Origin of the sequence: Glutamicibacter sp. NPDC087583, from assembly GCF_044743685.1 — a bacterium.
In the GTDB taxonomy this organism is placed as follows: domain Bacteria; phylum Actinomycetota; class Actinomycetes; order Actinomycetales; family Micrococcaceae; genus Glutamicibacter.
In genome coordinates this window covers 232120-253550 of the sequence record NZ_JBIUWY010000002.1, presented here as the reverse complement: position 1 = coordinate 253550, position 21431 = coordinate 232120, and the positions used below count along the sequence as shown (strand labels likewise).

Below are 21431 nucleotides of genomic sequence, written 5' to 3'. Positions count from 1 at the left end.
GCGTGGAAGTTCACGTCGGCGTTACCTGATTCGGCTTCGTCTGCAGGCCGCGGAAACGATACCCTTGGTAGGTATGTATTTTTCTACGGACCGCAACCAGCGGCCTCGTAATTCCCATTGGAGTTGATATGGCGCCACAGTCCAAGCTAGACCAGGTTATTTCCCTCGCAAAGCGTCGAGGATTCGTTTTCCAGGCTGGTGAAATCTACGGTGGTTCCCGTTCGGCATGGGATTACGGTCCCCTGGGCACCGAACTGAAGGAAAACATCAAGCGCGAGTGGTGGCAGAACTTCGTTCGCGGCCGCGAGGACATGGTTGGCCTGGACTCGTCGATCATCTTGCCCAAGGCTGTCTGGGAAGCATCGGGCCACGTGGCCACCTTCACCGACCCGCTGGTCGAATGCATCCAGTGCCACAAGCGCCACCGCCAGGACCACCTGATCGAGGCTTTCGAGGCCAAGAAGGGCCGTGCGGCCAAGGACGGGATGAGCGAGATCGCCTGCCCTGACTGCGGCACCAAGGGCCAGTTCACCGAGCCGCAGATGTTCTCCGGCCTGATGAAGACCTTCCTGGGCCCAGTGGATACCGAAGCCGGCCTGGCCTACATGCGTCCGGAGACCGCCCAGGGCATCTTCGTGAACTTCGCCAACGTGCTCACCGCCTCGCGCAAGAAGCCGCCATTCGGCATCGGCCAGATCGGCAAGGCTTTCCGCAACGAAATCACCCCGGGCAACTTCATCTTCCGCACCCGCGAGTTCGAGCAGATGGAAATCGAGTTCTTCACCGCTCCGGAAGATGCCCCCGCCTTCTTCGACCAGTGGGTCAAGGATTGCTGGGCATGGTTCCTGGATCTGGGCATCAAGGAAGAGAACCTGCGCCAGTTCGACGTGCCAGAAGACGAGCGCGCGCACTACTCGGCCGGCACCATCGACTTCGAGTACCGCTTCGGCTTCCAGGGTTCGGAGTGGGGCGAGCTCATGGGCGTTGCCAACCGCACCGACTACGACCTGTCCAGCCATGCGAAGGCTTCGGGCTCCGAGCTGTCCTACTTCAACCAGGCCACCGGTGAGCGCTACACCCCCTACGTGATCGAGCCTTCCTTCGGCCTGACCCGTTCCATGATGGCCTTCCTGGTCGATGCCTACACCGAGGACGAAGCACCGAACACCAAGGGCGGCGTGGACAAGCGCACCGTGCTCAAGCTCGATCCGCGCCTGGCTCCGGTCAAGGCCGCGGTGCTGCCGCTGAGCCGCAATGAGAACCTTTCCCCGAAGGCCAAGGACCTGGCTGCCGAGCTGCGCAAGCGCTGGAACATCGACTTCGATGACGCCGGTGCCATTGGCCGCCGCTACCGCCGCCAGGATGAGATCGGCACCCCGTTCTGCATCACCGTGGACTTCGACACCCTCGAGGACCAGGCCGTGACCATCCGCGAACGCGACACCATGTCCCAGGAACGTGTTTCCCTGGACCAGGTCACCGCTTACCTTTCCGAGCGCCTGAACGGAGCCTAGAGCCCGATGAACGAACTGGAATTCCGCCTGTGGCGCTCCGGGGACGACCTCCAGCTGCTTCAGATCTTCGGCGACCCGCGTTCCCCGCAGGCCCACCAGGATCGCACCATGCTGCGCGAAAACAGCGATGCACCGTTCTCCCGCACTCTGGTAGCCACCGTTGACCAGGTGGCTATCGGCGCCGGGGTGGTGTTCGCTTCCTCGCTGCATCCGCAGCGCCTGTGGCTCTATGTCGAGGTAGCCGCCGAGCAGCGCCGGTCCGGCGTTGGCACCGCCCTGGTGGAACAGCTGCGCAAGCAGATCCCGGCCGGCCAGGCGCAGGAGCTCAAGGCCCGCTACACGGTGACCGCGGGCGATCCTGCTGCCGCGGCGGCTGGCTTCTGCCAGTCGCTGGGCCTGGGAGAAATCCAGGTCTCGCGCGATGTCATCCTGGAGCCGGGGGCTCTGGCTGAACCGGTTTTCGACACCAATGACCGGGTGATCGAGGACCTGTCCACCGGCAGTGTCGAGCTGACCCAGCTGGTGATGGATTTCTACAACGCGGTGCACACCGGTTGGGATCCAGCCAAGATGACCGTGGGTTCGGCGCAGCGCATGCTGCTCGACGAGCACACCGGCGCGCAGGGCGCCCTGGTGCTGCGCGACAAGCCGAAGCGCGAGGGCGGTGTTCCGCTGGCTTTCGCGGTCAGCTACGTGCCCGCCCGCGAGAACGCCCCGACCGACGTGCTGGTAGGCCACAACCCGGCCTTCAGCGATGACGAAGTGGCAGAAGCGGTGCGCGACATGGTCGCCATGCTGATCCACCAGTACCCGGTGAAGCTGGAAGTCGACTCGTCGATGTTCATCCTCTCCTCGCTGATTGATGCGTTGGCCGTGGTTGACCAGGCCACCGTCATATCCACGACGCATATCCTCGCCAGCGACGCGGCGAAGTAATGCCAGCAAGAACGGGACCCGCCTGGCGGGTCCCGTTTTTGCCATTCTGCACCAGCCTCCACTTCGTGAAAGAACTCCGTTGACCACCAGCACCACCATGACCGCGCAGGTCCGCTCCGGCGGAAAGATCCTGTTCATCCTGCTTGCCATCGCTTCGGGCCTGCTGCTGTGCGTGCAGTCTCGCATCAACGGGGCGCTGGGCGCGAAGCTGGGGGACGCCATCGCGGCATCAACCATCAGCTTCGGTGTCGGTTTGGCGGCATTGGTACTGCTGGCCATCTTTGTTCCCGCGGTGCGCGGCTCGGTGGCGCAAGTGCCGCGCGCCTTGGCCCAGGGCCGTTTCCCGCGCTGGTACCTGGTGGCCGGCGCGGTAGGTGCCCTGATTGTCTTCAGCCAGGCCGCCGCGGTGCCGCTCATTGGGGTGGCGCTGTTCACCGTCTGCCTGGTGACCGGCCAGGCAATCGGTTCCATGTTCATGGACCGGGTGGGCTTTGGCGGGGCCGCGCCGCGCAAGATCAATGCCTTGCGCATCCTCGGCGTGGTGCTGACCATTATCGGCGTGGTTTGGGCGGTCAGTCCGCGCGGAGCCGACGCGGACCTTTCCGCGTTGCTCCTGCCGATGGCGCTTTCGGCAGCCGTCGGCATGCTCATGGGCTTCCAGGCAGCTGCCAACGGCGCGCAAGCGGCGGCTTATGGCGGCGCCACGGCGGCGACCCTGGTGAACTTTGCCGTCGGGTTCGTGGTCCTGGCGATGGTGATGCTGGTGCGGTTGCCTGCCGGCATCGGCCTGGACCCGCTGCCAGGCACCTGGTGGTACTACATCGGCGGACTGCTCGGTTGCCTGTTCGTCGGCATCACCGCCCTGGTGGTCAAGCGGCTCGGAGTGCTGGTCACCAGCCTCGCGGCCGTTGGCGGCCAGCTGGTGGGCTCGCTGCTCCTGGACGTTTTCTTCCCGGCTCCCGGGTCGTCCGTCACCGCCGCAACTGTCATGGGTACCTTGCTGACACTGCTCGCTGTTGGCCTGGCCTCGATCTCAGGAGCGCGGAACGCGAAGCGCACCAGCCCCCGGATCCCGGTGGCATCACGCAATTAGCGTGGCGCGCTATCGCTGTTTACCTTCCGTTTTCCTCCACGACTTATGCTGGAATCCATGGAACCACAGCGCATGGCACAGGGCTCGGCCAGGGAAGTCTTCAAGGTCTTCCTGAAGCTCGGCTTGACCTCTTTTGGCGGTCCCATCGCCCACTTGGGATACTTCCGCACCGAACTGGTTGATCGCCGCCGCTGGCTCGATGACCAGCAGTACGCCCAACTGGTCGCATTGAGCCAGTTCCTGCCGGGCCCGGCATCCAGCCAGGTCGGTTTCGGCTTGGGCTTGCACCGGGCCGGAATGCGCGGTGCCCTGGCGGCATTCCTGGCGTTCACCCTGCCCTCTGCGGTGGTGATGGCGGTCTTCGCCTTCGGCGCTTCGCTGTTCAGCGGTCCCATCGGTACCGGGCTGCTGGCCGGCCTGAAAATCGTTGCGGTCGCCATCATCGCCCACGCGGTACTGGGCATGGCAAGGAACCTGGCTCCGGATCGTGCCCGTGCCGCCATTGCGGTTGTCGCCGCCGGATCGGCGCTGCTTTTGGCCGGAAGCTTCGGGCAGGTCCTGGCCATTGCCTTCGGCGCATTGGCAGGATATTTCTGGTGCCGCGGCAAGGATGCCGGAGCAGCGGCGGCTATGCAGTTTCCGGTATCAAGGACCGTGGGCATCAGCTGCCTGTCGCTGTTCGCCATCCTGCTTTTCGGGTTGCCGGTGGCAGCCCTTGCAACGGGCTGGGATCTGCTGGGCTTCATCGATGCGTTCTACCGCTCCGGCGCCCTGGTCTTTGGCGGCGGGCACGTGGTCCTGCCGCTGCTCCAAAGCGCAGTCGTGGATCCCGGGCTGATCAGTTCCCAAGAATTCCTCGCCGGCTACGGCGCGGCCCAGGCCATGCCCGGACCGCTCTTCACCTTCGCCGCGTACCTTGGCGTCCTCGTCGACTCGGGTCCCGGCGGCGCTGCCGGAGCGCTCATCGCCTTGCTTGCCATTTTCCTTCCGGGCTTCCTGCTGCTGCTCGGCGTGCTGCCGTTCTGGAACCGGGTGAGCCACTGGCCTGCCGCCAGGGCCATCATGCATGGCGCCAACGCGGCAGTGGTCGGGGTGCTCGCCGCCGCACTGTACAACCCGGTCTTCACCTCGGCGATTACTTCGGCTCCCGCTTTCGTCCTGGCCTTGCTCTGCTTTGTTTTGCTGACCGCCTGGAAGATGGCCCCATGGATTGTCGTGGCCATCGGTGCGCTCGGGGGAGTGCTGCTGGGCGTGCTGGCTTAGGCAGGCTCGGTGAGCTGCTGGGGCCGGCACCCCGGTGCGCCTCGTGGCCCCCGGGTACCGGACCTCGGCGCAATGCCCCTAGTTCAGGCTCTTGGCTGTGTTGAGCACTGCGATCAGCTCGTCGAACCATTGCGCATAGCTGCTGTAGGTGAACGGACGCTTATCATCCCATTCGACCACCTGGCTGGCCTCTACCGCTGGCAAAGACGCGAAGACGGGATGGTCCTTGACCTGCTGCGCGGTGCCCGAATAGCTCAGCACCACATCGGCAGGGTAATCGGCAACCTTCTCCCAGCTCATTGAAGCCCAGCCGCTGTCCTCGGTCTGGCCGACAATATCGAATCCGAGTTCATCCAGCAGGGCCAGCTGGCCCAGTGATTTCTGGCCGACGTACAGGTCGTCATACCCATTGAGCGCGATGATCCGCAACGGCTGGTCCTTGGCCAAGGCACGCAACTGTTCAAGTTTGGCTTGGTAGTCGGCCTTGGCGGCGGACTGCGACGCAATATCCCCACCCAATGACTTGGCCAATGATTCATAGTCCTCGATGACCTCCAGAACAGGCCGGTTGCCAAATTTGATGCCCAGGAATGGAGCCGTGGCAGTGGCCTCTGCCTGGACCTTGTCATCCCACCAGGTCCAGCCCGTGCCTTCGGCATTGCCGAAGCCCACGATCAGATCCGGGTCGAGGCCAAGCAACTTCTCCAGGCTGAACTCTCCGTCCTGGCCGATGATGGTCATCTCTGCTGGATCCGCACTGCCAAGGGCCAGGCTGCCCGACTCGTCCAAACCGTATCCGAAGACGCCCGAGGGGCGGATGCCGTAGTCCCAGAGTGCCGCAGCCGAATAGGAATCGGTGACCAGCGTTTGCGGTGCAGCATCCATGGAGATGGTTTTTCCATAGCCGGAATCGGTGAAGCTCCACGCTGCGCTGGCTTCGCCGCTTGAAGGGGAAGCGGCCTGGGTGCTCGGGCTGCAGGCGGCCAGGGCCAGGGCTGCGGCCAGCGAAGCTGCGCCGAAAAAGACGCGTCGGGTCATTGGTTGCATGTTCTTTTCCTTCTTAGATGGCCTCGTGGCCCAGCGGGATCACGAGTGGTGTGTGCGAGACGGGATCCTGGATGATGGTGCAGGGCAAGGCGAAAACCTCGCGGATCAGTTCCTCGGTGACAATCTGCGAGGGAGGTCCTGCGGCGACGATCTCACCGGATTTCATCGCGATCAGGTGCGTGGCGTAGCGGCACGCTTGGTTCAAGTCATGGAGCACCGCAACCACCGTATTGCCCTGTTGCTCGTTGAGCCTGCGGCACAGTTCCATGATTTCGATCTGGTGGGAGATGTCCAAGAAGGTGGTCGGTTCATCGAGCAGCAGCAAAGGAGTCTGCTGGGCCAGTACCATAGCGATCCAGACGCGTTGGCGTTGCCCGCCGGATAGTTCGTCGACCAGCCGCCGGGAGAGCCCGGTGGTGCCTGTGGCGTGCATGGCGCTGAGCACTGCTTGCTCGTCCGCGGCAGACCATTGGGAGAACAAGCCTTGGTGCGGGCTGCGGCCGCGGGCGATCAGATCCGCAACGGTGATGCCATCCGGGGCGATGGAGGACTGCGGCAGCAGCCCCAGCCGCTGGGCCACCTGCTTGGCTGGCAGGGACAGGATCGGTTTGCCATCCAGGATGACCTGGCCGGAGGAAGGCTTCAGCACCCTGGACAGGGCGCGCAGCAAGGTCGATTTGCCGCAGGCGTTGGGTCCAATGACGACCGTAAACGAGCCCGGGGGGATGGATAGCGAGAGGTTTTCGGAGATGGCCGATGGCCCGTAGCCCAAGGTGAGCCGGTCGGCGGATAGCTGCGGATGGGTCATGCTCATTGGCGTCGTGCCTCACGAAGTAGTAGCCAGATCAGGTAGACCCCGCCGATGCTGACGGTGACTACGCCAACCGGCAGGGAAGTGTTCTCCAAAACGCGCTGGGCCAGCACATCGCTGGCCAGCAGCAGCACGGCGCCGAGCAATGCCGAGTAAGCCAACGACACGCCTGCGCTGCCCATGATCCGGCGCGCGATTTGCGGAGCAGCTAGCGAGATGAAGGCGATGGGGCCTGCCGCCGCGGTGGCCAGGGCAGTCAACGCCACCCCGATCACCAGCAAGGACAGCTTGCTGGATTCGGTGTTGACGCCCAGCGCCACAGCAGCGTCATCGCCCAATTCCAGCAGGCGCATCCTGCGCGTGCAGGCCATGGCGCCCAGCGCGAGAGGCAACGCGACCGCTGCGGCCGGTATGGCCTGGTCCCAGCCGATGGCATTCAGCGAGCCGGCACCCCAGATGGCCGCGGACATGGCGTCCTCCAGCTCGCTGCGCAAGATCAGCCAGGTGTTGGCCGAAGCGAGGATCGCGCTGACCGCGATCCCGACGATGATCAGCCGGAATCCCTCAGAGCCGTTCTTAAAGGACAAGGCATACACCACGGCCGCGGTGGCCAAGCCACCAGCCAATGCACCGAGTGCCACCTGGAAATACCCGCCGCCGAAGACCAGCATGACGGCCAGCGCACCGGTATAGGCACCGGTATTGAATCCGATAATGTCTGGAGAACCCAGGGGATTGCGGGTCATGGATTGGAAAATTGCCCCGCTGGCGCCTAGCGCTGCGCCCAATAGCAGTGCCATCAGAACGCGGGGCAGCCGCCATTGCAGCACCACCCGCTGGCTGCTGGCCTCCCCGGCTCCAGCCAGGGTATTGAGCACTTCGCCCAAGCCCAGCGTGTAGTCGCCAGTGGCCAACGCGTAGAGGCCCAGGGCGGCCGCCAACACCGAGAGGAGTGCGGCGAGAAGCAGCTGACGTGGTTGCACGCGCAACCAGATGCGTCCAATGCGCAGTACCCGGTGGCCCGGGCCAAAATCCACAGCACTCATAGTCCGCTAGCCTGCTTGCGCCGAACCAGCCAAATCAGCACCGGAGCGCCAAGCAAGGCCGTGACGACCCCCACCTGCATTTCGCCGGGCGGGACAACGATGCGGCCGAGCACATCGGAAACGAGCAACAGCACCGGGCCGAGGATCATCGAGAAACACAGGATCCATCGCTGATCCGGTCCGACGATCCAACGGCTGATATGCGGGATCATCAAGCCCACGAAGCCGATCGGGCCGGCGGCGGCGGTCGCTGCGCCGCAGAGCAGGGTGACCGCCACAATCACCACTGCGCGGGTCAGGCCGATATTGGTACCCAGCGCGAGGCTGGCCTCATCGCCCAAGGCCAATGTGTTCAGCGAGCGGGTGCACAGCACCGCCAAGACCAGCCCCAGGATAACGAAAGGGGCGATGACGCCCACCATGGGCAGGGTGCGGTTGTTCAAGGTTCCCGCGCCCCAATAGCGCATGCGGTCAAAAGCCTCGGGGTTGAGCAGGGTCATCCCGTTGGAAATTCCTCCCAGCACGGCGCCCAGTGCGACGCCGGACAAGGTCAGCCTGGCCGGTGTCGCTCCACCGCGGCCACGCGATCCAATGAGGTATACCGCGAGGGTGGCCAGCACGGCTCCGGCGAAGGCGAACCAGATGTACTGGGAAATGTGGGTGATGCCGAGGAACGCCACAGCGAGCACGACGGCGAATCCGGCGCCCGCATTGACCCCGAGGATACCGGGATCTGCCAGCGGATTGCGGGTCAGTGCCTGAATCAATGCGCCGCCAACAGCCAGGGACATTCCTGCCAGGAGCCCAATCGCGGTGCGCGGCAGGCGCAGCTCGTTGATGATCACCAGTGTTTCGGGTGTGCCAATTCCCCATAGCGCCTGCCCGGCAGCCAGCGGCGCAATCGCCTTTGCTCCAATGCCCAAAGACGCGAAGAGGGCGACTGCGAGCAAGCCGAGGCAGAGGGCCAACGCCGCTGACTTCCAAGCATTGCTGGCGGCCAATCCTGCTGATCCATGGGCGGCTTTGGCTTGATCGGACTTGTTGGCGGGCTGATGCGGCGCAAGGAGGGTCATGCGACTTTCCGTAATTAGGGAACACTCACTGAATCGCGAGCACAAAAAGTCACACTACCATGATGTTTTTAGTTTAGGGCAAAATAAGTCACAATAGACGCACCTATTTACAAATTGGTGCTGAATGCGTTCCGACTAGGCGAGATTGATAAAACGCACCGACCCGTCAGCTTCGGCAAGAACCATGAAGGAATCATGATGAGTTGCCAGGTATTCCTCGATGCGCGCCAGCACCGACACCTCGGCCCGGTCGTCCAATGCAGGGCCGGACGAAGCCATCCACGTCACCGCTAGCTCCGGGCGCGCTTTGAGCTGAGCCGCCATCGGCTCGGAAGCCGCCGGGCCAACGATTACCACTGCTCGACGTGTTATCGCCCCCTGAGAGGCAATGGATTCTCCGGAAGAACCGGCTCTGGAATCCTTATCCGAACGCCACAGCGCAAAGTGGTAGCCGGCCACGGCAGCGGTCGCAACCAGCCAGCCCAGCGTGCCGCGAACGGTGTCCAGGAGGGAATCAAGACGAGAATCGGGTTCCAGGTAGAACTCGAAAATCCGGTACCCGAAGACCAGCAGGGAAACCAGCGCGACGACGGAACTGGCTCCGAAGAACAGGACCAAATAGGCGCTGCGCGAGTCTGCCGGGAAGGGCTTCCAGGGCTTGAAGTACCAAAGCCATGCGGCGGCTCCGAAGGCGAGCAAGCCGAGACCATGGCCCAGCAAACCCGCGGAGTAGCCCACCGAGACGCTGGACCCGAGTGCTGCGAAGAGCGCATTGACCACCATGCCCAGCCCGGTAGCCAGCACGGCCAGGCTGACACCGCTCAGCGCCAGGTGCGCTGCGCCAACCACGGCGGCAGGGTGCAGCCCGGAACGCAGCTGGGACTGGTGGTAAATCCAGAGAACCGCGGCCGCCACAATGATGGCCAGCAGGCTTGGACCGCCGTCGAGGAACAGCTCGGTGCGTTCCTGCGCCGTCCATGCCTGCGGCCACACCCAGGAAACCAGCTCGGCGATCGCCAGCAGGAACGCCAACGCCGGTGCGGCCAGGCCCAATACAACCAGCAGGACGCTGTTCAGGAGATTGGACATCTTCTGGACTCTGCGCAGTTTCCAATGCCAGAACCACAGGGCCGAGGAACCTGCCAGCCAGACCAGCGCCATCAGCAGATTCGGCATGCCGGTGGGGCCCACCAGCGTGTTTTCCGGCACGACCAGGATTTCCAACGCGACCGTCAGCGTGGCAATCAGCGAAAGCGCGAAGAGCACCATGCTGAAGTAATTTCCCGCGGTGGCCGCCAGCTGGGCGAATTGCCGCGGTGCCGTACGCGATGAAGTGATTTGGCGGTGCTGCCAGGCGCACACCGTGCCCCAGCCCAAGGCCACCGCCAGCGTCGACTGCCATGCACCGTCGCGGGCTGCGGAAACAAGTCCCGCCAGGAACGCCAGCGCGGCGCAGCTGCTGGCAGCCAGGGTGGCAAGGTACGCGGCCGAGGCCTGCAAGGACCAGATGGCTGAGTCGAAGGCCGACGGCCGGGCCAAGCGCTTGCGGATGGAACGCCACAACAGCCAGGCCAAGGGGATTCCAACCAGGGTGAAGGTGAAGGCCATCGCCAGCTGCTCGGTGCTGACCAGCAAGGAATCGAAACCATGGAAGAGCGCGGTAAAGAGCGTAGACAAGCCCGTAGCCGAGACCATCAACAGCACGAACAGCAAGCCGTGGAGGATCACTGGACGCAGCACGCTGCTGCTTTGCACGTGGAACGCCGGGGCGGTTGCGGCCATCAGTAACCCATCTCCTCGGCGGTGCACAGGCCGACCTGCCACGGCATGCGGTCAATCAGCCATGCTCCATCGATCTTGCGCAGCTCGAACGCCTCTTCATATGAGGACAGATTCCCCAAGGGCAGGAATTGGGCGTCGCGGGTATTGAACCTGGTGCGCACGGTAGCACTGGACTCCTCGACGCTGCTGCGCAGCAGCTGCACATCAAGCGGCTGCGGGGCATAGGGTTCGGGAGAGCACAGCGTCCTGGATTGGCCTTCAACGGTGTAGCCCTGCATGGCCGGCAAATCCTCGGCCTCGAAAGCCATCAGATATCTTTGCACGACCCCTTCCGGAGTGTTCTCCCCGTGGACCTCTGGTGCCGAACGCAGCGAAACCACGAGCAATGCGGCTATAACCAAAGCCACAATGGCGGCGGCAAGGGCCAGCAGAACCACCCGCGCCGCCGAAAATTTACTTGTCATTGCATCATTTTGGTCCACATCAGGACAATAATCCAGCGCCTCGGCATCAAGATTTGATGAAGATCTCAGTTACTGTTTTGCGTTCGTGCGGGATAATGGATGGGTGACGACCCTGACTGATGCGCCAACCAACACCCCGACCCTCAAGCTGCCTCCATTGCAGCTGGGCAAGCTGACCATTGATACCCCGGTGGTTCTTGCTCCGATGGCTGGGGTGACCAACCGCGCCTTCCGCCGCCTCTGCCGCGAATATGGCGGCGGGCTGTACGTGACCGAAATGGTGACCGCCCGGGCACTGGTGGAACGCAACCCCGAATCCTTGCGCATCATCTCCCACGATCCCGACGAGGAGATCCGCTCCATCCAGATCTACGGCGTGGACCCCGGCACCGTGCGCGCTGCCGTGCGCATGGTGGTTGACGAAAACCTGGCGGACCACGTTGACCTGAACTTCGGCTGCCCAGTTCCAAAGGTCACCCGCAAGGGCGGCGGCTCGGCCCTGCCCTGGAAGTCGGATCTCTACACCTCCATCATCGAAGCCGCGACCTCAGAGGCCGCCAAGGGCGATATCCCGCTGACCGTGAAGATGCGCATCGGCATCGACAAGGACCACCTGACCTACCTGGAATCAGCGAAAATTGCCCGGGACCACGGTGCGGCCGCAGTCACCTTGCACGCGCGCACCGCCGGCCAGTACTACGCGGGGCACTCCGACTGGGACGCGATCACGACCTTGCGCGAAGCCATGGATGACATGCCGGTGCTGGGCAACGGCGATATCTTCAGTGCCGAGGATGCCATTGAAATGGTTGAGCAGACCGGTGCCGCCGGCGTCATGGTAGGCCGTGGCTGCCAGGGCCGGCCATGGATTTTCGGCGACCTGCAGGCGGCCTTCGAGGGCCGTGAAGACCGTTTCCGCCCGGGCGTGCGCAAGGTCGCCGACACCGTATACCGCCATGGCGAACTGCTGGCCGAATTCTTCGAGGACGAGGGCAAGGGCATGCGCGATATCCGCAAGCACATTGCCTGGTACTTCAAGGGCTACCCGGTAGGCGGCGAAATCCGCTCGCAGCTGGCCCAGGTGCCATCCCTGGCAGTGCTGCGCGAACTGCTGGACCAGCTGGATCTGGACCTGCCGTACCCGGGGGTTGCCGCAGAAGGCACCCGCGGACGTGCGGGCCACCCGAAGAAGACGCACGTCCCCGACGGCTGGCTGGATAACCGCGTGATGAGCGATGCCCACCGCGAAATGATCAAGGCCGCCGAGCTGGATATCTCCGGCGGCTAGCCACCCCGGGATAGCCACGGCTACGCCACTAGTGGATAACTCCTCAATGCCGGCAAAGAGTTACTAGACTAGGAACTATGACTCAGATCCCCGGATATACCGAAGCCGACCAGCAGCGGTGGGTGCCTGAACCAGCGAAGAAGTCCTACCGTACTGCCTTTGAGCGGGACCGTGCCCGCGTGCTGCATTCCTCCGCCTTGCGCCGTTTGAGCGCCAAGACCCAGGTAGTGGCACCGAACCAGAATGACTTCGTGCGCAACCGGCTCACCCACTCATTGGAAGTGGCCCAGGTGGGCCGCGAGCTCGGTGCGGCCCTTGGCTGCGATCCGGATGTTGTCGACACCGCCTGCTTGGCGCACGACCTGGGTCATCCGCCCTTTGGCCACAACGGCGAGAAGGCGCTGGACAAGGCAGCCAAGGACATAGGCGGATTCGAGGGCAATGCCCAGACCTTGCGTTTGCTCACTCGCTTGGAAACCAAGACCTTCCGGCACAACGGGCATTCGGCCGGGTTGAATCTTTCGCGGGCCTCCCTGGATGCAGCGTGCAAGTACCCGTGGCTCAAAACCGATGCGCCAGAGGTCAACGGCAAGAAAACCAAGAAGTTCGGTGTCTACGAGGATGACGCCACCGTCTTCAACTGGTTGCGCAATGTCCCGGAAGCCACCGCCGGAGCAGTCTGCATGGAAGGCCAGGTCATGGACTTGGCTGATGACATTTCCTACTCGGTCCATGACGTGGAAGACGCAATTGTCGGCGGCAAGCTGCAACTGCGTTGGCTCAAGCAGGATCTGCAGCGCGAGCGCGCGTTGCAGGTGACCAAGGACTGGTACTTGCCGACCACTGGGGAGGCCGACATCGACGCGGCGTTGCGCCGCCTGGAAATCAGCGATGAGTGGGTTTCGCATTTTGACGGCTCACGGCGTTCCATGGCGGCGCTGAAGGACATGACCAGCCAATTCATTGGCCGCTTCGCCGCCGCCGCAATGGATGCCACCCGGGCACGCTTCGGGGAAGGCAAGCTCACCCGCTATAACGCGAACCTGATTGTGCCCGAGGAAACCGAGCACGAGATTGCCGTGATGAAGGGCATCGCGGCCAGCTACGTGATGGCTTCGGAAGTGCGCCAGCCGCTCTATCTGGATCAGCGCACGCTGCTGACCGAGCTGGTCGAACTGCTCTGTGAAACGGGCCGGGATAATCTGGAGCCGATCTTCGCAGCTGACTGGGAAGACGCCGCTGATGAAGCGGCCCAGCTGCGTGTGGTGATTGACCAGGTCGCCTCGCTCACTGACGTCTCAGCCACCGAATGGCACTCGTATCTGGTCAAGGGCGAAGCCCCTGACGCAAAGTTGTTCTAGAAGGGAATCATGGCAGGGCTGATCAAGCGTGAAGATATCGACGAGGTGCGTAACCGCACCGACCTCCGTGAGGTCGTCGAATCCTATGTCACGCTCAAATCCGCGGGCATTGGCTCGTTCAAGGGCCTGTGCCCTTTTCACGACGAACGCAGTCCGTCCTTCCATATTCGCCCGCAGCTAGGAACCTTCCACTGCTTTGGCTGTGGCGAGTCCGGCGACGTGATCGCCTTCATCCAGAAAATGGACCACTCCTCGTTCACCGAAACTGTGGAACTTCTGGCTGCCCGGATCAATTACGAGCTTCGCTATGAAGACGGGGGACCGGGACCGCGCCGCGAAGACTACGGCAAGCGCCAGCGCCTGGTCGACGCGCACAAGGTCGCCGAGGAATTCTTCCGCGCGCAGCTGGCTACCGAGGAAGGAGCCGCCGGCCGCGAGTTCCTTGCCGGTCGCGGTTTTGACCAGGAAGTCACAGCCCAATTCTCCGTGGGCTATGCGCCCAAGGGCTGGGATTCGCTGCTCAAGCACCTGCGCTCCAAGGGCTTCGTTGATGATGAGCTGAAGCTGACGGGCATGTTCTCCGAGGGCAATCGCGGAATCTATGACCGATTCCGAGGACGTGTCATGTGGCCGATCCGCGACCTGTCTGGTGCCACCATCGGCTTCGGTGCACGCAAGCTCTACGAGGATGACCAGGGCCCGAAGTATCTGAACACCCCGGAGACCCAGCTCTACAAGAAATCCCAGGTCCTCTATGGCCTGGACCTGGCCAAGAAGCAGATTTCCAAGAGCCGCCAGATCGTTGTGGTGGAAGGCTACACCGACGTGATGGCCTGCCATCTGGCTGGCATCACCACCGCGGTGGCCACCTGCGGTACCGCTTTCGGCACGGACCACATCAAGATTGCCCGTCGCCTGCTGCAGGATGACGGCACCGGTGGCGAAGTCGTCTTCACCTTCGATGGTGACGCCGCAGGCCAGAAGGCCGCGCTGCGCGCCTTCGAAGAAGACCAGCGATTTATTGCCCAGACTTACGTTTGTGTTGAACCAACCGGTGCTGACCCGTGCGACTTGCGTTTGCACCGCGGAGACGAAGCTGTACGCGAGCTCATCGAGCTCAAGCGTCCGCTGTTTGAATTCGCCATCCGTGCCGAATTGAAGAAATTCAATCTGAACACCGTTGAAGGACGTGTCCAGGCCTTGCGCCAGACCGCTCCGATCGTTGCGCAGATCCGCGACTCGGCCATTCGTCCGGCATATGCCCGTGAGCTTGCCGGCTGGCTGGGAATGAATAATGAGGACGTCAACCGCTCGGTGGGCGCCTCCATCAAACGCGCCCGGTTGCCGAAGAACGCCGACCTGCAGGCACCACACCCGCAACCGGGGGAGGCTGAACAGGCAATCCCGGCGGCGGCCTTTGAACGCCCGGATCACCGCGACCCGGTGATGCGCCTTGAACGACAGGCCCTGGAAGTGGTGATCCAGCAGCCGCAGCGGTTGAAGGACGAGCAATGGCAGGCGTTCTACGAGGCTCGCTTCCTGGCCCCGGCGCACTCTGCTGTCCACGATGGCGTCGTTGCCGCGTCCAGCGCAGGCGCTTCGGCGACCTCCTGGGTTGAAGTCATTCGCGACGAAGTCCCCGAGCAGTTGCGCAGCTTCGTTTCAGAACTCGCAGTGACCAGCATTCCGGCATCTGACGAACATAGCCTGAACCGCTACTGCGCCGATATCATCAACGGCTTGATTGAGCTTCAAATCACACACCGCAAGGCTGAGCTGATCGGCCGCTTGCAGCGTGCTGAAATGGCACCCGAGGGTGAAGAATATGCCCAGATCAACCGGGAACTGATGGAACTGGAGATGCGCCGGAGGATCCTTCGCGGAACCTAGGATCCCGATTTTGCATTCGCGGGAATCTTGGGTAAAGTTATATCTCGTTGCAATCCTCCATAGCTCAATTGGCAGAGCATTCGACTGTTAATCGAAGGGTTACTGGTTCAAGTCCAGTTGGAGGAGCTTACAAGAAGGTTCCGGCTCGCATTCGCGAGTCGGAACCTTTTATTTTCGCCTGAAACCGGAATTCTGGCACCTAGTCCTGACTAGCCTCGCCAGGAAAAAGCCGAGTTAGGTAGCAGGGGCCAGTTGCTGGACCAGCGGCGGGTTTTTTGCCTAGCGGATTCAGGCAGCCGGGTTCCATAAGCGCCGGGATTCCAGATACCAGAAATACGAGAAAAGGCTGATCTCGAACCATTCGACAATGAATAGGGCCTCCTGGATGCCCGCGGCCAGCAGGATCGGCCAGGCAATCAATCCGATGAGCATCAGCACCAGGATGATTGCGTAGTGCAGCTTCTTGCCTCCGCTGGTGTCCATCGCGCACAGCGGCTTGTGGTCCAGGTGGCTGGCGATGGCGATGCCCATGGAGAAGATCAGCAGGAATGCAGCGCTGGCATGCACGCCGGCGAACTGCTTGCCTTCAACGGTCCGCCACAGCAGCAGCAGGACAAAGCCGACCAGGAGCAGGGTGCTCAGCAAACCGAGCGCTTTGGTCGCGGTGCTGTGGAACAGCGCGCGGTGCGGAGCGCGGCTAGTCCTGATTCCCAGCCAGATGAATACCGAGCTGACGACGAGAACCGCAATAACCGATACCTGCACGGAGAAGATGAGCCGCCTCTGCTCGCCCAGGGGCAGCTGCGCCAGCGTTTCACCCAGCTTGGTGGGAACCAAGGCGACGAACATGGCGTAGAAGCCGGCCAAATTCAGTGCATAGTCCTCCAGCTCGTCTCCGGTGTAAACCACCAGCAGCACTCCGGTAGTCACCAGCATCGCAACGAACAAGTCCCGTGCTGGACCCAGGTAATAGGAACTCAGGGAGTCTTCAATGCGCTGGTTGGCAATGCCATAGATGACGATGGCAACGACAAGGAGCAGGGGCACCGCGAGCAGCATGAGGCGCACATAGCGCAATGTACTGCGGCCCGGGGAGTGTTCAAGGGAAGTGGCCATAAGTGCATTCTGTAATGAATCACCCAGGTTTTGCCAACGGGCCCGCCTAGCGCAGGAAAATTCCCGGGAGAATCGCAGGCATCGGTCCGCGGGCCAGATGCACCTGCTGGAACACCTGAATGGTGCACGTCAATCGCCCGCACTTGGCTTCCGGAAACTGCAGCTGCCTTGGGCAGCTCGGCTGGAGCCGAATCCGGGACAAGCTAAATTGTCGTAGGCACTGGCATGATTCTTGAAGAGTCAACAAAGACTCTTTTCGGCCGAAGTCCTCATCCGCTTGGGCTGATATCCGCCTCGGCGCCAGCGTGGCGCCGTCTTCACTCGAAGGAAGCTTTCATGTCCGTACAAAATCCGGTCGATCCGAACATGGTGCCACCGGCACCGCCTGCCAAGAGCTCAGCTGGCAAGGGCCTGGGCATTGCGGCCCTGGTCGTGGCCATCGTTGCATTGGCCCTGTGCTGGGTACCGATCGTCAACAACTTTGCCGCCGTGCTCGGTTTCATTGCTCTGGTACTGGGCATCGTCTCGCTCATTGTCGCTTCCAAGCGCCGTGGCAGCAAGGGCTTGGGCGTTGCATCGAGCATCATCGCCATCGTAGCCATCGTTCTTGTGTTCGCCACCCAGGCAGCCTATGTGAAGGCGATCGACGAGGTCGCCAACGGCATTGCCGACGCTTCCGACGGCGAAGTGGCGGCACCGGCTGAGATCATCGAGCAAGCCGAAGACGAAACACAGGTATTGGCCTTGGGGCAGGCCGCTGCTGTTGGCGAGTATTCGGTCAATGTCAGTGCGGTGAACCTGGATGCCGGCGCACAGATCGCCAAGGCAAATGAGTTCAACCAGGAGGCCGAAGGCCAGTATGTCCTCGTGGACCTTTCTGTTGTCTACAACGGAGAAGAAGAAGGCGACGCATGGCTGGACCTTAATCCAGAGCTGGTGGGCTCGGATGCAAGCATCTACAGCACCAGCAGCGCGACTGCGATCACCGCCAAGCCGGGCATGGACGTTCCTACCTTGGCCAAGGGCGGGAAGGGAAGCTACCAGGTGGTCTTCGACGTGCCGGCCGAGGCCGTGGCAGATGCGAAAATCCGCATGAGCGAAACGCTCTCGTTCACTGACGACTCGGTGCTCTGGGCTGCGAAGTAGCTCGAATTCGCAGAGGTTCCGCTATCCCATCAGGGGTGGCGGAACCTCTTTTCTTTTGCCCTGGCGGCGAGGAAGCCCGCAGCTCGCGGATTGCGACCACAACATGAACACCGAAAATAGGAAGATCGGAAAAATTTTCAAGGAATTCCCCGCGCTGCCGGACCTCGGAAATACGCGAGAACCCGGGGCGATTCGCTCGCTCTCATTTGCTTCTCATGGACGCGCCATAATCCTCTCACCACCGCCTAATGCGCTCCTCACAAGGGTCTTTTAATGTTCAAAGCATGAATCGCCGCATACTTCTCATCCTCATGGTGTTGGCCGTGCCAGCGGGACTGGCCGGTGCCAGCCAGGCACTTGCCGACAAGGCCAATCCGCCCATCCCGCATCAGCAGCCAATCATTGTCCAGCTCTCACCGGCTCCCGAGCCCGCTGCTGCACAAGCGCAAGCTGAGGAGCTGATCGCCAATGGCTGATATCCATGAGCACCAGGGATCAACGGTGTCGGCACGGTTGCGCATTGTCGGGTGGATCGTGCTCACTACTGCACTGGCCCTGCTGGCCGTAACGGTTTCGATGCGTTCGATCATGTCCGGCCAAGTAGCCGAAGCTGCCAACGTGGGCATCGCGCAGGAAATCGAGGAGTTCCGGACCTTCGCCGCCGAGGGACTGGACCCGAAGACAGCTCGCCCGTTTTCCTCGATCGGTGAATTGATGGAACGCTATCTGGCCCGCCAGCAGCCGATGGCCGGCGAAGCGATTCTCGCGCAGGCCAATGGACGGGTGCTCACCGCAGGCACCGCAGCCAACCAGGCCGGGACCTGGCTGGCTGATGACCCCGTGCTCCTGGGCCGTATTCTCGATGACGCGAAGACCTCCGGAATCCTGGAGAGCAACCACGGGACGGTTCGCTGGGCGAAGGCCGAGGCCAAGGATGCCTCCGGAGCCAGCGGGGCGGGGCACCAAGCCCATCTGGTCGTCGCGCACTTCATTGGCGGGGCCCAGGAAGAAGCCAACCGGCAGGCAACCATGCTCTTCGGCGTGGCCGCCGGGGGACTGGCCTTGACCGCGGGGATCGCCTGGTTGGCAGCTGGGCAGATCATGCGTCCCATCCGCACCATGAGCGAAACCGCCGCCTCGATTAGCGCCAATGACCTCTCGGCCCGCGTTCCGGTTGAAGGACGCGACGACTTGGCGCAGCTGGCCAGGACACTGAATGCGATGCTTGACCGGGTTGAAGCTTCGCATCTGGCCCAACGCCACTTCATCGCCGAAGCACGAGAGCACCTGGGAAGCCCGCAACGCAAGATGGCAGCTGCCTTGCAGAAGCTCAACGAGGAAGAGGTGCCCCGGAAGCAACGCGGCAGGATCATCAGCACCGCGCAGGCGCACATTTCGCTGATGGGGCAGACGCTTGCCGACCTGGAATTGCTGGCGCAAAGCTCGGACCCGGACTTCATCCAGCGCCGAATGGTGCCCGTCGGCGAAGTCACGGCGGACGTTGCCGCGGCAGCCGCCCGCCCGGGCGCCTACCCGGACCGCCGATTCCGCATAGCCGAGTCTGCCAAGGCCCAGGCGTGGCTGGATCCGCTGCGCGTTGCCCAGGCCATGCACCAACTGATTCAAAATGCCGTCGCGCATACCGAGGATGGAGAAAGCATCCGGATCGGTTCTGCCGCAGCAAAGGGCATGGCCAGCTTCTGGGTTGCCAACGATGGACCGGCGTTGGACCCGGACCAGGCCCGTGCCCTGCTGGAAAACTATCGCAGTGCCCCGGAAGCCGGCCAGCAGGGATCCGGCATGGGCTTGGGCTTGGCCGTGGTGAAAGCGGTCGCGCAAGCCCACGGCGGCACGGCCTGGGTGGAATCCGGAAACGGCAACGGGACCAGTTTCGGATTTTCCCTCCCGCAAGCTGATGCCGGACAAGGCATCCGCTGCGAAGAAGAATTCGCCCAATCCATGGCCAGCAGCCTGGGCGGTGAGTCATGAGCATCAAGCCAACTGCGCCACGCTCGGGATTCCGCTACACCGCCCAGCGGTCCACGGACCAGGCCGCGGAACAGGGCAACGACGGTGCGGTACGAAACCGGTGGAGCAAGCAGAACGCAGCGCGAATCATCGCCGCACTGGTCTTGCTGGGCTTTCTCGGCTGGTGCGCCTACGGAGCCTTCGGCCCAGATGCGGGGACAGCGCAGGCATTGCCGGCACAAGGGGCCCTGACCCTGGCGGTCTTCGCCTTGGCCATCTGGCTCTGGGTCTTCTCGCCAGTAGGCGATACCTTTATCGCCTTGGGCGCAGCAGTGGTGCTGGTGCTCATGGGCGTGCTGCCCGAAGCCGACCTGTTCTCCTCGCTGGGAGAAGACACCATTTGGCTCTTGCTGGCCGCCTTCGTGATCGCGGCGGGGATCACCGCCACGGGACTGGCTACCCGCGCCGCAGCATGGATAGCCGCAGGGGCGAACACCCCGCGGCAGCTGATCCACCTGACTACCGGCGTGCTGGTGGCTACCGCATTCGCGGTGCCGTCCACTTCCGGGCGCGCGGCCCTGGCCATTCCGGTCTTCATTGCCCTGGCCAAGGCGCTGGCGGATCGCCGCCGCATCGTCCTGGCCCTGTCCCTGGTTTTCCCCTCGGTTATCCTGCTTTCGGCAGTGGCATCCTATCTGGGCGCCGGAGCGCACCTGATCACCAGCCAGATCCTCGCCACCGCGGGCCATGAAGGATTCTCCTTCGCCGGCTGGCTGGTCTACGGATTGCCGCTGGCTTTCGTTTCCTCCCATCTGTGCGCCGAACTGGTGCTGTGGATGTTCACCCGCAAGGGGGACCGCGCAGAACCGCTGGCGGTGGGCATCGAGCGGCTGCAGCAGTATTCGCCGGTGCCGCTCTCGGGCCCGCTCACGGTGGGGCAATCCAGGGCAGCGCTGCTGGTCTCGGCTGTGGTGGTGCTCTGGTGCACCGAGCCCCTGCACCAGCTCCATCCCGCCATCGTGGCCCTGCTTGGTTCATTGCTGGTAGCCAGCCCGGGATACGGCTCTGTAGGCCTGGCCAAGGCATTGAAGGCGGTGCCGTGGTCGATGCTCATCTTCATGGCCGCGACCCTCACCCTGGGCACGGCGCTCGCCGGAAGCGGAGCCGCCGAATGGCTGGCCCGCAAGGTGCTTGGCCCCGTCGAGCAGCTCGGCGCTGCCGCACCCTGGGTCTTCACCGTCCTCGTGGTGGTGGTCTCTGCCGCGGCGCATCTGGTCATCCAGTCCCGTTCGGCCCGCTCAGCGGTGCTGATTCCGCTGGTGGTCTCGCTGGCCCCGGGCGTCGGGGTCAACGCGGTAGCCATTGCCCTGGCTTCCACCGCCGCCGCCGGTTTCTGCCACACCCTGACCAGCAGCGCGAAGCCGGTGAACCTGTTCTCCGAGATCGAGGGCATCGAAACCTATAAGCCGGCAGACCTGCTGCGCCTGAGCGCGGTGCTCGGACCGCTCATGGTCCTGCTGGTCCTGGTCTTCGCCTTCTGGATCTGGCCGGCCATGGGACTGCCGCTGTTCCTCTGAACCACCTCGTAGCTTCACATCTCATCGCATTCATCCTCACTGAAAAGGACAACGAA

18 protein-coding genes and 1 tRNA gene are annotated in these 21431 nt (G+C 63.0%); 12 read left to right on the top strand and 7 right to left on the bottom strand.

What is annotated here, in order from left to right:
* Window positions 1-128 precede the first annotated feature (128 nt).
* The 4 genes from ACIOU9_RS07345 to chrA all read left to right on the top strand — a co-directional run bounded on the left by ACIOU9_RS07345 (window position 129) and on the right by chrA (window position 4806).
* Complete coding sequence (locus ACIOU9_RS07345) at window positions 129-1514, top strand: glycine--tRNA ligase (protein ID WP_105657203.1); 1386 nt, start codon at window positions 129-131, stop codon at window positions 1512-1514.
* A gap of 6 nt (window positions 1515-1520) precedes the next feature.
* Window positions 1521-2450, top strand: a complete 930-nt coding sequence (locus ACIOU9_RS07340; protein WP_105657204.1) for a GNAT family N-acetyltransferase — start codon at window positions 1521-1523, stop codon at window positions 2448-2450.
* Window positions 2451-2529: 79 nt separating this feature from the next.
* Entirely contained in the window at window positions 2530-3543 is a 1014-nt protein-coding gene (locus ACIOU9_RS07335) for a DMT family transporter (protein ID WP_353615990.1), read from the top strand.
* A gap of 57 nt (window positions 3544-3600) precedes the next feature.
* Entirely contained in the window at window positions 3601-4806 is a 1206-nt protein-coding gene (gene chrA / locus ACIOU9_RS07330; RefSeq protein WP_105657205.1) for a chromate efflux transporter, read from the top strand.
* Between the two features lie 78 nt (window positions 4807-4884).
* On the opposite strand, the gene ACIOU9_RS07325 is transcribed toward chrA, so the two are convergent.
* The 6 genes from ACIOU9_RS07325 to ACIOU9_RS07300 all read right to left on the bottom strand — a co-directional run bounded on the left by ACIOU9_RS07325 (window position 4885) and on the right by ACIOU9_RS07300 (window position 11029).
* A complete protein-coding gene (locus tag ACIOU9_RS07325) occupies window positions 4885-5853 on the bottom strand; it encodes an ABC transporter substrate-binding protein (RefSeq protein ID WP_102598153.1) in 969 nt (322 codons plus the stop codon).
* A gap of 13 nt (window positions 5854-5866) precedes the next feature.
* A complete protein-coding gene (locus ACIOU9_RS07320) occupies window positions 5867-6667 on the bottom strand; it encodes an ABC transporter ATP-binding protein (protein ID WP_105657206.1) in 801 nt (266 codons plus the stop codon).
* The gene (locus tag ACIOU9_RS07315; protein WP_105657207.1) at window positions 6664-7710 is read right to left on the bottom strand and encodes an iron chelate uptake ABC transporter family permease subunit; all 1047 of its coding nucleotides are present in this window, start codon (window positions 7708-7710) and stop codon (window positions 6664-6666) included. Before ACIOU9_RS07315 ends, ACIOU9_RS07320 begins: the two co-directional genes overlap by 4 nt.
* Entirely contained in the window at window positions 7707-8783 is a 1077-nt protein-coding gene (locus ACIOU9_RS07310) for an iron ABC transporter permease (RefSeq protein ID WP_105657208.1), read from the bottom strand. The genes ACIOU9_RS07315 and ACIOU9_RS07310 overlap by 4 nt, the downstream gene beginning before the upstream one ends.
* Before the next feature lie 135 nt (window positions 8784-8918).
* Window positions 8919-10565 (bottom strand): DUF5671 domain-containing protein, encoded by a 1647-nt coding sequence (locus tag ACIOU9_RS07305; protein ID WP_105657209.1) that lies wholly within the window; start codon window positions 10563-10565, stop codon window positions 8919-8921.
* Window positions 10565-11029, bottom strand: coding sequence for a hypothetical protein (locus ACIOU9_RS07300; RefSeq protein ID WP_133833007.1), 465 nt, complete (start codon window positions 11027-11029; stop codon window positions 10565-10567). The genes ACIOU9_RS07305 and ACIOU9_RS07300 overlap by 1 nt, the downstream gene beginning before the upstream one ends.
* A 103-nt stretch (window positions 11030-11132) precedes the next feature.
* Here ACIOU9_RS07300 and dusB point away from each other — a divergent pair, with 103 nt between their 5' ends.
* The 4 genes from dusB to ACIOU9_RS07280 all read left to right on the top strand — a co-directional run bounded on the left by dusB (window position 11133) and on the right by ACIOU9_RS07280 (window position 15694).
* Window positions 11133-12317 (top strand): tRNA dihydrouridine synthase DusB, encoded by a 1185-nt coding sequence (gene dusB / locus ACIOU9_RS07295; protein ID WP_105657211.1) that lies wholly within the window; start codon window positions 11133-11135, stop codon window positions 12315-12317.
* 77 nt (window positions 12318-12394) lie between these two features.
* A complete protein-coding gene (locus ACIOU9_RS07290; RefSeq protein WP_105657212.1) occupies window positions 12395-13678 on the top strand; it encodes a deoxyguanosinetriphosphate triphosphohydrolase in 1284 nt (427 codons plus the stop codon).
* A gap of 9 nt (window positions 13679-13687) precedes the next feature.
* Complete coding sequence (gene dnaG, locus ACIOU9_RS07285) at window positions 13688-15568, top strand: DNA primase (protein WP_105657213.1); 1881 nt, start codon at window positions 13688-13690, stop codon at window positions 15566-15568.
* A gap of 53 nt (window positions 15569-15621) precedes the next feature.
* A tRNA-Asn gene (locus ACIOU9_RS07280) sits at window positions 15622-15694 on the top strand.
* Window positions 15695-15856: 162 nt separating this feature from the next.
* Here the strand turns inward: ACIOU9_RS07280 and ACIOU9_RS07275 are convergent.
* On the bottom strand, window positions 15857-16684 hold the full coding sequence (locus ACIOU9_RS07275; RefSeq protein WP_105657214.1) for a hypothetical protein: 828 nt from the start codon (window positions 16682-16684) through the stop codon (window positions 15857-15859).
* Window positions 16685-17020: 336 nt separating this feature from the next.
* On the opposite strand from ACIOU9_RS07275, the gene ACIOU9_RS07270 reads away from it, so the two are divergent.
* The 4 genes from ACIOU9_RS07270 to ACIOU9_RS07255 all read left to right on the top strand — a co-directional run bounded on the left by ACIOU9_RS07270 (window position 17021) and on the right by ACIOU9_RS07255 (window position 21375).
* Complete coding sequence (locus ACIOU9_RS07270; RefSeq protein ID WP_166650651.1) at window positions 17021-17830, top strand: DUF4352 domain-containing protein; 810 nt, start codon at window positions 17021-17023, stop codon at window positions 17828-17830.
* A gap of 284 nt (window positions 17831-18114) precedes the next feature.
* Complete coding sequence (locus ACIOU9_RS07265; protein ID WP_133833006.1) at window positions 18115-18306, top strand: hypothetical protein; 192 nt, start codon at window positions 18115-18117, stop codon at window positions 18304-18306.
* Entirely contained in the window at window positions 18299-19819 is a 1521-nt protein-coding gene (locus ACIOU9_RS07260) for an ATP-binding protein (RefSeq protein ID WP_133833005.1), read from the top strand. The genes ACIOU9_RS07265 and ACIOU9_RS07260 overlap by 8 nt, the downstream gene beginning before the upstream one ends.
* Window positions 19816-21375 carry an SLC13 family permease gene (locus tag ACIOU9_RS07255; protein WP_402696395.1) on the top strand — a complete coding sequence of 520 codons (1560 nt, stop codon included), beginning with the start codon at window positions 19816-19818 and terminating at the stop codon, window positions 21373-21375. Before ACIOU9_RS07260 ends, ACIOU9_RS07255 begins: the two co-directional genes overlap by 4 nt.
* The last annotated feature ends 56 nt before the right edge of the window (window positions 21376-21431 follow it).

Excerpts from the sequence above, each read along its gene's own strand:
- ACIOU9_RS07345 (WP_105657203.1), top strand. The coding sequence starts at position 129 with ATGGCGCCACAGTCCAAGCTAGACCAGGTTATTTCCCTCGCAAAGCGT.
- ACIOU9_RS07340 (WP_105657204.1), top strand. The coding sequence starts at position 1,521 with ATGAACGAACTGGAATTCCGCCTGTGGCGCTCCGGGGACGACCTCCAG.
- chrA (WP_105657205.1), top strand. The coding sequence starts at position 3,601 with ATGGAACCACAGCGCATGGCACAGGGCTCGGCCAGGGAAGTCTTCAAG.
- ACIOU9_RS07325 (WP_102598153.1), bottom strand. The coding sequence starts at position 5,853 with ATGCAACCAATGACCCGACGCGTCTTTTTCGGCGCAGCTTCGCTGGCC.
- ACIOU9_RS07320 (WP_105657206.1), bottom strand. The coding sequence starts at position 6,667 with ATGAGCATGACCCATCCGCAGCTATCCGCCGACCGGCTCACCTTGGGC.
- ACIOU9_RS07315 (WP_105657207.1), bottom strand. The coding sequence starts at position 7,710 with ATGAGTGCTGTGGATTTTGGCCCGGGCCACCGGGTACTGCGCATTGGA.
- ACIOU9_RS07310 (WP_105657208.1), bottom strand. The coding sequence starts at position 8,783 with ATGACCCTCCTTGCGCCGCATCAGCCCGCCAACAAGTCCGATCAAGCC.
- ACIOU9_RS07305 (WP_105657209.1), bottom strand. The coding sequence starts at position 10,565 with ATGGCCGCAACCGCCCCGGCGTTCCACGTGCAAAGCAGCAGCGTGCTG.
- ACIOU9_RS07300 (WP_133833007.1), bottom strand. The coding sequence starts at position 11,029 with ATGACAAGTAAATTTTCGGCGGCGCGGGTGGTTCTGCTGGCCCTTGCC.
- ACIOU9_RS07290 (WP_105657212.1), top strand. The coding sequence starts at position 12,395 with ATGACTCAGATCCCCGGATATACCGAAGCCGACCAGCAGCGGTGGGTG.
- dnaG (WP_105657213.1), top strand. The coding sequence starts at position 13,688 with ATGGCAGGGCTGATCAAGCGTGAAGATATCGACGAGGTGCGTAACCGC.
- ACIOU9_RS07275 (WP_105657214.1), bottom strand. The coding sequence starts at position 16,684 with ATGGCCACTTCCCTTGAACACTCCCCGGGCCGCAGTACATTGCGCTAT.
- ACIOU9_RS07270 (WP_166650651.1), top strand. The coding sequence starts at position 17,021 with ATGTCCGTACAAAATCCGGTCGATCCGAACATGGTGCCACCGGCACCG.
- ACIOU9_RS07265 (WP_133833006.1), top strand. The coding sequence starts at position 18,115 with ATGAATCGCCGCATACTTCTCATCCTCATGGTGTTGGCCGTGCCAGCG.
- ACIOU9_RS07260 (WP_133833005.1), top strand. The coding sequence starts at position 18,299 with ATGGCTGATATCCATGAGCACCAGGGATCAACGGTGTCGGCACGGTTG.
- ACIOU9_RS07255 (WP_402696395.1), top strand. The coding sequence starts at position 19,816 with ATGAGCATCAAGCCAACTGCGCCACGCTCGGGATTCCGCTACACCGCC.